General features: G+C 64.5%; 5 protein-coding genes. 4 read left to right on the forward strand and 1 reads right to left on the reverse strand.

Translation table 11 applies throughout. From position 1 onward, the window contains the following. Nucleotides 1-54 precede the first annotated feature (54 nt). On the forward strand, nt 55-4,428 hold the full coding sequence (locus F6B93_RS02685) for an nSTAND1 domain-containing NTPase (protein ID WP_211697612.1): 4,374 nt from the start codon (nt 55-57) through the stop codon (nt 4,426-4,428). 76 nt (nt 4,429-4,504) lie between these two features. On the opposite strand, the gene F6B93_RS02690 is transcribed toward F6B93_RS02685, so the two are convergent. Next, a complete protein-coding gene (locus F6B93_RS02690; RefSeq protein WP_211697613.1) occupies nt 4,505-7,645 on the reverse strand; it encodes a patatin-like protein in 3,141 nt (1,046 codons plus the stop codon). A 436-nt stretch (nt 7,646-8,081) separates the two neighbouring features. Here F6B93_RS02690 and F6B93_RS02695 point away from each other — a divergent pair, with 436 nt between their 5' ends. The 3 genes from F6B93_RS02695 (at nt 8,082) to F6B93_RS02705 (ending at nt 14,120) form a co-directional block, all read left to right on the forward strand. Beyond that, a complete protein-coding gene (locus F6B93_RS02695) occupies nt 8,082-10,007 on the forward strand; it encodes a PE family protein (RefSeq protein ID WP_211697614.1) in 1,926 nt (641 codons plus the stop codon). 239 nt (nt 10,008-10,246) lie between these two features. Beyond that, on the forward strand, nt 10,247-11,392 hold the full coding sequence (locus F6B93_RS02700) for an alpha/beta hydrolase family protein (RefSeq protein ID WP_211697615.1): 1,146 nt from the start codon (nt 10,247-10,249) through the stop codon (nt 11,390-11,392). Between the two features lie 64 nt (nt 11,393-11,456). Next, the gene (locus F6B93_RS02705) at nt 11,457-14,120 is read left to right on the forward strand and encodes a glycoside hydrolase domain-containing protein (protein WP_211697616.1); all 2,664 of its coding nucleotides are present in this window, start codon (nt 11,457-11,459) and stop codon (nt 14,118-14,120) included. Nucleotides 14,121-14,157: the final 37 nt, after the last annotated feature.

Genomic DNA, 14,157 nt, shown 5'->3' on the forward strand with positions numbered 1-14,157 from the left:
ACGGTCGGTCGCGGCCGCGCTGACTGTCTCGGCTATGGGATTAGAGGAGTCATCGTGGCTCGGGTATTTATTAGCCATTCCCATAACGACAATGACCAGGCGCGCCGGATTCATGAGTGGCTGGTTGAAGACGGCCACGACGTGTCGTTGGACTTCGATGTTGATGACGGTGTTGCGGTGGGGGAAGTGTGGCGGCCATGGATTTTCCAGGAGCTGCGCGACGCTGATGCGCTGATCGTGGTGGTCACACCGTCGTTGCTGTCCTCGCCGTGGTGTGCCGCTGAGCTTGGTGCAGCGCTACAGGGCGGCAAACTGTTGTTGCCGGTGCGAGCGTCGGCGGAGCCGTTGGATGCCCAGCAGCGTCGAGTGGATGAGTTGTTACGGCCTCACCAGTTCGCCGACATGGTGGGTGATCCGGTGAACGCTCGTGCGATGCTGAGGAACCGGCTGGCCAAGATCGATGGCAGCGCGGGTTTGGGTTGGCAAGACGGCAAGTCGCCCTATCCGGGTTTGGAGCCGTTCCAGCGCGATGATCATCGGGTGTTTTTTGGGCGACACCGCGAGATCATCGACGTTGCCGAGGGTTTGCGTGCGGTGCGTGAGCCTGCGGTGTGGGCGGTGGTGGGCCCGTCAGGGTGCGGTAAGTCGTCGCTGGTGCGTGCGGGGGTGTTGCCGAGGATCAACGACCCAGCTGGTGAGTGGTTGGCGTTGGATCCGATCACGCCGGGCGGCGATCCGGCGGGAAGTTTGAGGCAAGCGATCGTTGTCGAGGCGCATCGGTGGCATCTGCCGGCCGACGCGATGTCGTTCGACACTTCCGCACCTCTTGATGGGCAGGGCCTGGCCGATATGGGCAGGGAGTTGCTCATTGGCGCCGAGGCCGGCGTGGGCTGCAAGGTGTTGATCACGGTGGATCAGTTCGAGGAGTTGATCACTCAAACCAGTGATTCAAAGCGCCAGCAGTTTGTCGACGTGCTTAATCATGCGTTGCAGGGTCGGTTTCAGGTGTTGGCGACGTTGCGGCCGGAATTTTTGCAGCCGGTACTAAACGATCCCGCGCTAATGAAATTGGGGTTGCGCACCCATCTGATCGGTCCGCTTGGCAGCGATGAGGCGCTCAGTCAGGTGATCACGCGGCCGGCTGAGGTGGCTGGTTATCGGATCGCCGAGGGGTTGACCGAGACTCTGGTCCAAGATACGGGCAGTGGCGATGCGTTGCCGTTGCTGGCATATACCCTCAAACAACTCGCTCAGGATGTGCCGCGGGGTGGCGAGCTCACCTTCGAGCGCTACCACGCGTTGGGGGGCGTGAAGGGTGCGCTGATTCGCCATGCTGATGCTGCGCTGGCGCAGGCGTGCGCCGCCGCTGGTGTTGGCGAAGACACCATCCTGCGCGGGCTGCTGAATTTGGTGACCATCGACGATGACGGCAACACTGCACGGCGCCCCGCTGCGCTCGACAGGTTGAAGATTCCCGAGGGCGGTTTGGACCCGTTCGTTGATGCCAGGTTGGTGATGACCTCTCCCAGCGAGGACGGCCACACCTACGTCACAGTCACGCACGAATCGCTGTATCAGCATTGGCCAACACTTGCCGAGCAGGTCGAGGACAAAGCGACCGCACTGCGAGCCCGCCGCAAACTCAACACCCTCGCGAACGACTGGGACGACGACGGCCAACCTCCCGGCGCACTGTTGACCGGCGCGGCATTGACGGCGATGAAAGCCCAACTTGCCGGCACCACTGCCCGACACCATCCGGACGGCGATCTCGTCAAGCAACCCAAGCGATTCCGCCTCCCCAGGTCGTGGAGACTCTGGCGAAACCACGAACATCACCTCGACTACAAAGTCGACCTCAGCAACACCGAACAGCACTACCTCGGTGCCAGCACCAAACACAACCGCGGAATGCGGCAACGCCGTGCAGCCAAGCAAGTCGGTATCGCCGGTTTGGTGTTGGCGCTGGCCGGCGCAGGCGCGCTGGCTGTCAACAGTCGCCACGAAGCCACGAAGCGTGAGCGAGCGAGGGCGGCGACGACCCTCGTCTATGAGGCGACCGACCTCCTGGAATCGGGGCGGGGTGAGGTAGAGGCCTATCACAAATTGCTCGCCGCCGATGATCTCCGTCCCGGTATCGCGAACGTGGAGATCGCCCAAGCGCTCAACAAGCTTGCTGCCACAAGCAGGGTCCTTGACACCGGGCAGACGGTGTACGCCTTGAGCCTCAAAGGGCGGCGGATCGCTTCACTCAGCGACAATTGGCAAAACTTGCAGTTGTGGGATATGGAGACCGGTCAGCCTCACGACGCCGGCCCGTTGCAACACCCCAGCGGAGGACGGCTTTCAGATGTGCAGTTCGATCCGACGGGGCGGTGGATCGCCGCCGTACACAACATCGACGGCGAACATGACAGTCTGCTGTTGTGGGATGTGCAGACCGGTCAGCCTCACGACGCCGATCCGCTACAACTCCCCGGCGGAGGACGATTTTATTATGTGACGTTCGATCCGACGGGGCGGTGGATCGCCGGCATGCACGACGTCGACGGCGAACATAAGAGTCTGCTGTTGTGGGACGTGCAGACCGGCCAGCCTCACGACGCTGGCCCGCTACAACTCCCCAGCGGAGGATGGTTTTCAGATGTGCGGTTCGATCCGAAGGGGCGGTGGATCGCCGTCGTCCACAACGTCGACGGCGAACATGACAGTCTGCTGTTGTGGGATATGCGGACCGGTCTGCCTCACGACGCCGGCCTGCTGCAACACCGCAGCGGGGGGCCGATGTCGGGTGTGCAGTTCGATCCGAAGGGGCGGTGGATCGCCGCTGTCGGTGGCGACGGTCGCAGTGTCCAGTTGTGGGATGTGCAGACCGGTCAGCCCCACCACGCCGGCCCGCTGCAATACCCCAGCGGAGGACGGTTTTCAGGTGTTCAGTTCGATCCGACGGGGCGGTGGATCGTCGCCGTGCAGAACATCGACGGCGAAGATGACAGTCTGCTGTTGTGGGATGTGGAGACCGGCCAGCCTCACGACGCCGGCCCGCTGCAATATCCCAGTGGGGCACAGGGCCTGCAGTTCGATCCGACAGGGCGGTGGATCGCCGCTGTGCAGAACATCGACGGCGAAGATGACAGTCTGCTGTTGTGGGATGTGCAGACCGGCCAGCCTCACAAGGCCAGCCCGCTGCAACACCCCAGCGGTCAACCCATCAGGGCTGTGACATTTGGACCGGAGGGACGATGGCTTGCCTCGGTTGGGTCTGAACCCGCCTACGCGCCTGGGGAACCCACGCATAGGAGTGCTCAGGTGTGGGATATCGGGAGCGGCGAGCGTGTTGGTCCCCTGCTGACCGGCCGCGGTACCGGCCCAATCTTAGGGGAGTTCAACCCGATTGATCCGGCCACATTCATCGTTTCTCTAAGCGACGGTATCGTGCGATGGTGGGATGCTCAGTCCAGTGGCTATTTCCCGGATCACCAAGGGGTGCAGGCCCTCAGCAGCGACGCAAAGCGGGTGGTCAACACCGGAATCGACAACGCTAGTGCCAACACCACCCTGCGGGTTTGGGTTCAGGAGACCGAATCTGCCCTACCCGGCGGCACCACCATATTCACACTTACCGCCGGCTGGCCGCTGGTGGCCTTCAGCGCCGACGGACACCAACTTGCGAGCTACTATCTCACCGATGACCACGCTGACCAAAGCGCTGGCTTTCTGCGGATCCAGGATATAGAGCAGCACACCAACACGACCGCGACTATTAGCGACCTGTTTTACCCACGTGGCGAGGGGAGTACCTCCCTAGCTGTGAGCCCCGAGGGTCGCTGGTTCGCCTACTTGAGCACACGTGAGGACCGGCACGTGACTGTAGCTGATCTCACCAGCATTGACGGCCACGGCGAACCGACGAGCACACTTCCCATCGGCCTTCCCTACCCGCCCTCAACCATGGCGTTTAGCGCTACCGATCCGAATTTGCTGGCTAACGCTACAGTCGATGGCACAATACACGTGCTGGACGTCGAGAACGCCAAACACCTAGCTGCAACCGCGCACCCGCTTCCCGGCCCGATCACCGCGCTGGCGTTTAGCCCGTTCGACCCCACACAACTAGCGATAGCCGACAGTGGCGGCCGGTTGTGGATGTGGGACTTCACGGATGGCCAACCATTCATCACCAACAGAAGTAATCCAGGCGGAACCATAGACGCGCTAGCATTTAGCGACAAGGGCCATGTTATCGCGATCGTAAGTGGTCCCGCAGCGGAGCCCGCTCGAGTGTGGTACATGTCCGCTAATCCCGAAGATCTGTGCAAGAAACTGACGGTCAACATGACCACGCGGCAATGGAGCGACTGGATCGCCGAGCAGCTGCCTGGCTACGAATACAAGACGCTTTGCAAGGGTTTGCCTACGCCCGCCTAGTGTCTTGCGCCCAACATATTTCAGATTCCCCAAACCATCCGCCGATTGCTGAAATGAATTAGTGGCACGCGCGCTGTCATTTTCGGCCCGGCTTGGCGGCAACGATCACGGCGATAGCCAGCGCGACCGCTCCGACACCGATCAGCGGGTGCCACCACCGTTCGCCGAACCAGTAGACGAGACAGACCATTAGGCCGGGGTCCTCGTCGGCGCCGAACAGCAATCTGCGGACGAAGGGTGCGGACAGCGCAAGAACCGCGCCGACAAGGGTGACCGACAGCAGTGCGAACAGCAGCCTGCTCGAGAACTGCCAGGTGGCCAGGACGATGAGGTAGCCTCCCGTTCCGGCCATGATCAGGCCCGTGACTCCGGCGACAGTTGCGCTTTGCGTCGTCGCGGCAACACCGAGAACGAGCAGCGCTGCTCCGACGGTCAGTGACCACTTGGCGATGCCTTTGCTCAACGACACCGCCCGATACCCACCGAGCGCCAGTGTCTGCAAGGTGATCACGGGTGGTTTGAGGACGGAAGGCAACTGCCGGACGGAGCCGGCCGCCGCGGAGGCGGTCGCAGCGGTCTTCGTGATGGTCTGCGCCATCAGTGGTGACCCTTTGTCGGTGCCCAATGTCTCCTTGGCGACCGGATCCTGGTTCAACAGGGCGTATTTGGCGCTGCCTGGGCTTGCGGCCAGCACCTTCGTGGCCCAGGTTCGCGAAACAGTGGGACTCCAATCCGGCCTTTGCCCCGGTTGCGGGTCGAGAACCGAATTGGCCAGTCCGTCGAGTTCCTCATCGAGGACTCGTTGCTGCCAGGCTTGGGCCAGCCACAGTGACGTCCGCGGAATGCTTGGTGGTATGGCCATCTTCGGGTCGTCGAGGAATTCGAGCTCTTTGAGCACCATGTTCTCGGTCAGATAGTGGTCGGATCCATCGCCGGAGGCCGGCAAACGGTAGCCCGGACTTGGAAAATCCAGTGCCCCAAGTTGTTTGAGTCTACCGAGAAACCACCGCGATCCAGCTTCGGAGGCATCGGCGCCTTCGCGTGCCCGGACCAAACGCAGTACACGTCGTGGGTCCAAGAGTACGTGGACGAGCCAGCCTGCTCCGTCGAGGCGGCCCCACATCCAGTCGTTGGCTCGCCATGACCGCTTGTAGAACGCCCCGAAATGGTGGAACTGCATGCCGGTCAGCTTCTGCTGGGCGGTCTGCCAATCGTGCGCCAGCAGGCACCGGCAGTCGGCACTGACTTGCACCAGCTCGAGTGACTGCTCGATGTCCGTCTCGGCCGGAAGCATCGCCCGCTGGGTGGCGGCCATATCGAACAGTTTCATCGCGACCACCCGCGAACTGGTGGGCGGACCAAGATAGTTGAGGTAGGTAGTCAGCTGACTGGCGGCGGTGCTCTCCTGAGCGGGCAGGGAGTCGGACTGCGCGTCCGTAGGGGAGCGCGAGGCGTTTGCGGCAAGTCGCCGAAAGGTCTGCTCGCCGGTCACAAAGACCTCGCCCAACTCTGCCCAGGCGTCCGCGGGCACCGCGAAGTGTTTCACATAGTCACAAGCCAACTTGGCGGCGGCGTCCTCGAGGGACCCTTCCCGTAGTACCGGATTGGTGCACACACCACGAACGAGTTCACCAGGATCGGCTGGTGCACCCGTCGGGCTGCTTCGATGGATTCTCTCGGTCAATGTGCCCAACATTGCGATATCAGGTTTCGAGGCTGCCAGCTGATATGCGGCCTGAATAACGCTCAGCGCCAACCCTTTTGCGATATCGAACGCGGCGTGCCCGTATCGGGCAAAGTCGGCTGGACCGTCGGGCAGCGCCTCGTCGGGTGATGGTGACCAATGACCCAGCATCGAATCGCGGATCTTTCGTCGGCACGCCTTCTCGCCGTCGGCGCCTACGGCGAGTTCGGGTTCCCATTTCTTGGGGATGCTGTCTGTTGTCGTGGCTGGCTGCGGCGGCCAAGAGCTGAGTTGGCGTAGCAGAGCGCTGGTGAGGGTTTGAGCCTGGTGGCTCGCCTCACGTGTCGCGTAGTCGGTCAGCAGCGATGCGGTGAGAAGCCGCGAGCCCTCCGGTAGTGTCACCGCGAGTTCTGCCAGGCGGAGCCTGGTGTTCGTTCGAGCTTCCAGGCGGTCCTGGTGAGCTTTGATCGCATGCAGATCGGCAGCGATCGATTGAGTCGTGACCGCCTCCAAGTCCTTCAAGAGCGCGTCGACAAGCCCGAGCGGCTTGGCGACGTTGTCCGGTGCCGGGTCGGCCACCAGGTCGGGCGCCGGACCTCCGGACGGTACGACATACAGCAGCACTCGCCGTACCGGCCGTCGGGCGGGCCGGTCGAAGACGCTCTTGAGCAAGACATTGATGGGCTGGTTGTCGAGCAACCCGCCATCGGCGACCCAGTGCGATCGGGTGAAGTTGGTGAAGTGCCCCATCGGCGGTCGAGCCGGCACCTTCGCTTTCTGAGGCGTTGGTTTCCACAAAGGAACAAAGGATGGCTCGAACGCAAGGGGGAACGAAGCCGAGCTGCGCGCGGCTAAGGCCAACGCCGGCACTGTGGAATCGTCGGCGAGCTGAGCCTTGGTGAACGTGAACAGACCGCGGTGGTTGACGTCTTGGACCAGCGTGCCGAATGAATCGGTGAACCTGCTCGTCTCGCCGGCTAGCAACGTCGTGGTGATGTACACGGTCGTGCACGGGATGCAACCATCGCCGGGGATCGCCGCCGGCGGAAACGGCCCGCTGTCAAGCTTCGGAATCTCGGTCGCTAGGGCGGCGAACATGCGTTCGTCGCCATACAACAGCGACGGCGTGTTCTTGTCTCGTGGGTCTCTGAGCAGGTCGGTCAACGCCCCGAGATCCAGCCAGAGGTCGCGCAGCCCGCCGAGGTCTTTCCCGTTGACTCGCGACCAGGCAAGCAAAGCCGCGTTGATGCCCCCCGCGCTTGTCCCGGACAAGATGTCGACGTCGACGACCAAGTCGAGCAGGTCGATGAGTTCCCGGTAGAGCCGCAACGATGCGGCCGATTCTGTGCTGAGTCGGCTATCGGCCGGGAAGCTTCCGCCTACTCTGCGCCACTGAGACGCCTGCGCGAGCAGGTTGATCTCCCGCGCGACACCGGCCATCCAGATCGCAAGGCTAACCCCGCCCGTCATGGTCGTCGCCAGCCGCAGTTCTTGCGTTCGCTCCGTCACCGGTGACGGGCCGCCCAAGGCCATCGCGCCCCCTCGATGTTACGAGGTCCACTAGCCGCGACATTGGCCTGACCGCCGCGACCTAGCAACGAGTCTGCTTCCCGTACACGGCCCACATTGGCCCGTGTGCTCATGATCGCCTCGAATCCGATCCCGGTCAACGGTTAAAACTGTCAGCTCCCGGTGGAGTAGACCGGTCATCGTGCGACACGCCCCGCACGACCACCACCCAGCTCGTGTCCGATCGCTTCGCCACCTACCACCCCGGGCGCCGGCACATCGGCTTCGGCCGGTTGACCCCCGTCGAATTCGAAGTAATCATGACCAAACCGGCTCACCCGGCCGGGAAACCGAAACTGTCACCCGATCGTGCGGCAGACCGGTCGACCAAACAGGGTCGCGCCCAGTGTTGTGCAGGCGTTGTTGAAGACGTGTTGTTGGGTGGAAGGGGTTTTGTGTCGTGTCTTTTGTGTCTGTCGTTCCCGATGAGTTGCTGATGGCCGCCGGTGAATTGGCGGGTATAGGTTCAGCCGTTAGCGCAGCCAACGCGGCTGCAGCCGCAGCCACCACTGCGATAGCTCCCGCCGCGGCCGATGAGGTATCGGCGGCGATGGCAGAGGTGTTGAATGCTCACGCTGAGGGTTATCAGGAGCTCAGTGCCCAAGCGGCCGCTGTTCATCAGCGGTTCGTGTCCAACCTGCACACCAATGCGCGGGGCTTTCAGGCGGCCGAGGCGCAAAACGCGTTGCAACAAGTGCTAAACGACTCGCTCAATACGGTCAATGCGCCGTTCCTCGCGCTGTTCGGTCGTCCGCTGATCGGCAACGGCGCTAACGCGCCTGCCGGTAGCGGGGCCAACGGTGGGGCCGGCGGCATCCTGTTCGGCAACGGGGGGGCCGGTGGGTCCGGGGCAGCGGGAGTCAACGGTGGCGTCGGCGGGGCCGCTGGCCTGTTCGGCACCGGAGGCGCCGGCGGGGCCGGCGGCCTCGGCGCTAACGGGGGAGCCGGCGGTACCGGCGGCCTACTTTTCGGAGACGGCGGCAAGGGCGGGGCCGGCGGGGCTGCTGGACTGTTGGGCACTGGCGGTGTCGGCGGCGCCGGCGGGGGCGCTAGCTGGCTATTCGGGGCCGGTGGCTTCGGTGGGGCTGGTGGGCCTGGCATAGCCGGCGGGGATGGCGGGGACGGCGGCCGCAGCGGGCTCTTCGGCTTCGCCGGTTCCGGTGGCGCTGGCGGTGCCGGCGGTGTGGGTGGCAGCGGCGGCGTGGGCGGCACCGGGGGTGTGGGCGGCGCCGCCGGTCTGTTCAACAACGGCGGTACTGGGGGTGCTGGCGGTTCGGGGTTCGCCGACGCTGCCGGCGGTGATGGTGGAACCGGAGGCTTGGGCGGGCCCGTCGGGGCCGGCGGCTTGGGCGGGGCCGGGGGTGCCGGCGGGTTGGGTGCAGACGGCGGGGCCGGCGGGGCCGGCGGAGCGGGCGGCGGCAGCGCGGGTGGGGCTGGCGGGGCCGGCGGGGCCGGCGGGTTGGGCTTCAATGGCGGGGCTGGGGGTGCCGGGGGCGCTGGTGGGGCCGGCGGGGCCGGCGGTGTGGGCGGCGGGGGCGGCAACGGTGGGGCTGGCGGGGCTGGTGGCGCGGCCGTGGACGGCGGCACCGGTGGGAGTGGCGGCACCGGCGGGACCGGCGGCACAGGCGGGATCCTCTCCGGCGACGCCGGCAATGGCGGCTCTGGCGGTGCCGGCGGCGACGGTGCCGGCAACGGAGGTGCAGGCGGGGACGGCGGGAACGGTGGGGCCGGCAAGGTGTTCGGGGCCGGCGGGGCCGGCGGCGCCGGCGGGAACGGTGGGTCGGGCCTCAATGGCGGGGATGCCGGGGGTGGTGGCGATGGCGGGGCTGGCGGGGCTGGCGGTTTGGCCGGCGGCGGCGGGGCTGGCGGCGACGGCGGGATCAGCGTTGGCTCCGGATCAGTCGGCGGGGCCGGCGGCAATGGCGGCACCGGCGGCGCGGTCGCAGGCTCGGGCGGTCCTGGCGGTAACGGCGGTGCCGGCGGGACCGCCAGCGGGGCTGGCGGTAACGGCGGCAATGCCGCGCTCATCGGAGATGGCGGCAGTGGCGGTACCGGCGGCACTGGCTTCGATGTCAATCCCGCCGGTAACGGCGGTAGCGGCGGAAGCGGTGGACTGTTGTTCGGTAACGGCGGTAGCGGCGGGGACGGCGGCAGCGCCACGCTGGTCGGCGATGGCGGTGATGGCGGCGACGGCGGCAGCGCCAGGTTGGTCGGGAACGGCGGGAACGGCGGTAACGGCGGGATTGGCGTAGTGGTGGGATCTGGTGGCACCGGCGGCGCTGGCGGGCGTGTGCTTGGTGTGAATGGGTCGAACGGATCGCCGTAACCCACTGAAGCCTATTTTGGTGGCGAGCGCCGCAACCCAGGTTCACGTAGCGGTTGCACTATGGACTATTCCGCGCGCCGGAGCCAGAATTGAAAAGGCTGGAAGCGCACCGAGAGGATTCCCTAGATGAATAGGGAAAACGGCTCACAAATTATCGGTCCCGACAAATTCGCAGGGACATCGTACCCGGCAATTCAATCGCGGTTTTTAACCAATGTCGACTGAACGGTGCATAACTGATGGGGTTCAAGATGGGATCAAGCGGCCCCGAGGTTGGCCGCTGGCAAGAGTTCATGCGTCGCAAGTTCGCCTCGTATTCCGAAGAGTTGCCCGTTGATGAGCACTATGGCTACTTTGACGGCGTTGTTGTCAACGAGGCCAAGCGTCGGCTCGGGTTGCCGCAAGACGGTGTGGCCGATGACGATTTCCTGATCCGGATCGGGTTCAGTGCCGGCCAGGCGCGGCCCCTGTCGACGACGTGGGTCTACAGCGCCGCTGGCACGCGGGCCCCGTGGTCGATCGGGCCGCCGTTCGAGATCGGCGAGCACGCGAAACGTCGTGGGCTGAGACATCAACCGGTTGACTATCCAGCCGGCGGCTTCTTCGGTCCACCCGACCCGACAATGTCCTTCAACGAGTCCATCAAAGTTCTGCGTAACGAGTGGGCACGGCTGCTAAGGCTCAACACCGCCGGAGACATCGTCACGATCTCCTACTCACAGGGCGCCGACGGGATGCAGCGTGCCACCGCGGAATTGTTCGGTGACGGCGGCGAGTTCGCGTCCCAGCGGCATCGATTGCGGCGCGCCATTATGGTGGGCAACCCCACTCGCCCGTCGGGTCCAACCAAGATCGGCAACGACCCGCGTGGTGCGGGCATCGCGCGCTGGCATCCACCAGACTGGCTGCAGGCCATCACTTTCGACATTGTGACGCACTATGACATGTACGCGTGTGCCGAGGACACAACCCTGGTGCCGCTGTTCTATCCCTGGTTCACCCGAGCCGAGACCGAGTTGTCGTTCGTGGCCTATTCAGCCCAGGTAATCGTGCCGACCGTCGCGAGCTTCTACAACATCTTCATCCCCCCGATACTTGGGGGGCTATTCGGTCCCTTGGGTGTTCAGGCCCTAGCTTTGGTAACCCGCATCCCGGTCGACACGCTCAACGAGCTATTCAAAGGGATATCAGGTGAAGACCCGGACCCAGAGCTGGTGGAGGCGTTGTCCGCGAAGGGGTTGCTCAGCGACATCCCGGGCTTGATCAAGAGTCTGGTGGCGTTGGGTGGGATTCGAACCCACAACGAGTACCACTTGCCCCGGCCCGAGTTCGGCAATCGCACCGGCATTGACGTGGGTATCGGGCTGATCGACGAGATCCTTTAGCCAATGCGACCGGTAGAAGGGGCTCGCCTACCTGATCATGATTCCGGATACCTGAGGAGTTGTCATGACGAACAGATTCTGGCCCGTGGCGCGGGGCCACCGGATCACCTCGCCGTTCGGACCCCGGTGGGGCACTCATCATGCTGGCGTCGACTTCGGCTGGGACGGCGGCTCGGCCAATCGGCCCGTCTACGCGTGCGCGGGCGGACGGGTGACTCGCTCCGGGGCGGCCGCCGGCTACGGGGGTCCCGATCCCGCGGGATGGCTAGTCATCGACCACCCGACCGAGGACGGCGGCGGCACCACCGAATACGGCCACATTGTGGGCGAGGTTGTCGACGGCACGCGAGTGGAAGCAGGGCAGCGCATCGGTCACATCAATCCCGACCAAGCCAGCAACGGTGGCGTGGCACCCCATCTGCACCTGTCCGTCATGCCTCTTGGCTACGACCCGAGCCGGAAGATCGACCCGATGCCCTGGCTGAAGGACGCCGCCTATCCTGGTGAACACGTGTCGCCGGAACGGCCCAGCGAGGCGACGACCGACGATCTGGTCGGCAAGGAAATGGTCGACTATTCCGCCGGGATTCCCGGTGCGCGGGCGATCAAGGACGCCGGGTTCGTCGGGGCGGTTCGCTATGTCTCGGAACGGCGCGCCAACTGGATGCAGGGCAAGCCGCTGACCCGCGCCGAAGCCGATGACTTCAAACACCATGGCCTACAACTTGTTTCCAACTACCAGTTCGCCAAGGGCGGCTTCGCCACCTCCGACTACAACCGGGGCTTCCCGGGCGGCGCTCAGGACGCACGCAAGGCCCAGGACATCCACGAGGCTGCCGGTGGACATCCCCGGGGCGTCATCTACGTGTCCATCGACGCGGCACCCAGCCAGGCAGAGTGGGATGGCAAGGTCAGGCCGTATCTTGAGGCGTGGCAGGAGTTTCTGGGCAACGAGCGGCTGGGCGTCTACTGCAACCCATGGGTGATCGACAGGTGTCTGGAAGCCGGAATCGGCACTTTCTTCTGGGAACACGGGTGGGGCGGAGACATCGACGCTGCAGCGCACCCCGCTGCACACATCAAGCAGTTCGAGATCGATCGGCGCAGGGTCAACGGAATCGGCGTGGACCGCAACCGCATCCTGAAGCCGTTGTTCGGTCAGTGGGGCACTGAGGGCGAAGCAGTACCCGTGACACCGCGCGAACAACCGGAACAGGCAGTGCCACAGCTGAAACCACTCACCAAGGTGTGGCGCGGCGATCCGGTCTGGCTCCCGAAGGTGATGCGGCTATGGGGGCTCGCCCTCACCGACGTGGGAAACCCGATGAACTGCGGGCACGGTGATTTCCGTGAGGTGCGGGGAGTCATCGGCCACCACACCGCCGGGGGAACCACAAACGACTGGAAGGTGGTCAAGAACGGCCGTGCCGGCTTGGCGGGGCCGCTAGCGCAACTGGTGCTGGAGAAAGACGGCACGTTCAAGTTCATCGCCGTCGGTATTTGCAACCACGCCGGGCCCGGGCGCGGCTCGGCGTGGGCGCCCAAGTTCACCACCGATGCCAACTGGTACACGATCGGCATCGAAGCGGTAAGTCGTGGGATCCCGCCGTGGGATTGGACACCCGAACAGCTGCGCAGTTACAAGATCTGCACGGCCGCCATCCTGTGGTATCTCGGCAAGGATTCATCATGGTTCTGCGGTCACCGGGAATACAACCTGGTCCACGGCAAGATTGATCCGGCAGGCATCGACCTCGACCAGTTCCGTCGAGAAGTACAGGAATTGATCGATCGCGGTCCCGATGTGTACCGCAACGCTGGTCCGCAGCCTGGCGTGAAGACCCGTATCGAGCAGGTGCGCGATACCAACGACTGGTTGGGCCACACGACGATCGTCGAGCGCGAACGGCCCAGCCCGGACGGAGTGGGACGATACGCGCACTATGAGCACGGCTCCATCTACTTCCATCCCGAAATCGGCACCTTTGCCGTCCCGAAGCCAGGCATCTACGATTTCTGGGCGTCGGTCGGCTGGGAGACATCGTTTCTGGGCTATCCCACCGACGACGCGGTGCAGGTTGATCAGGGGACGTGGCAGAACTTCCAGCACGGCACCATCTACCATCGAACCGGCGACGACCACGCCTGGCCAGTGCACGGCGGCATCGCCGAAACCTGGCGGAGCGCCGGTGGGGTAACGGGAAAGTTCGGCTGGCCGCAATCCCGCGAAATCGAACACTGTTCGGACACGGTATACCAAGAGTTCGAAAACGGGCGGATCTACTGGCGTTTCACCGGCGGTCCCGTAGCCGTGCCCGACGTCGCTGGTGGAGTACCTCCCACCGAGGCGCCGCCGGTGGTCGGCGAACCGGAGACCGACGCGCGCGACCAGGTGGGCGATACGGTTCACGGCGCCGAGGACGTCAGCCCAGTCACGAGGCCAGCAGCAAACGCGACGTGGGATGGAATCTGGCGCGTTGGCGTCGAGCCGCTATCCGGTGATCAAGTCCGATTGATCCAGCGACGCGCTCTGCGCGCCTTCGGCAGTTACTCGCGGCCTCTGGGCGTTCAAATAAACGGGGTCTACGACGGACCGACCGGAAAGTTCGTGAAGGAATTTCAATCACGGAAGAACAGCACCGGATTCCAGCCACGACTGCCGGCGAACCCCAACGCGCAGCCGGGCGATTGCGACTACGAGACGAAGAAAGCGCTGGGCGTTCTGTAGGCAACGACGCCCACCTCCGGCGTCCCGACCGTCCCGA

It is taken from the genome of Mycobacterium spongiae (assembly GCF_018278905.1).
In the GTDB taxonomy this organism is placed as follows: domain Bacteria; phylum Actinomycetota; class Actinomycetes; order Mycobacteriales; family Mycobacteriaceae; genus Mycobacterium; species Mycobacterium spongiae.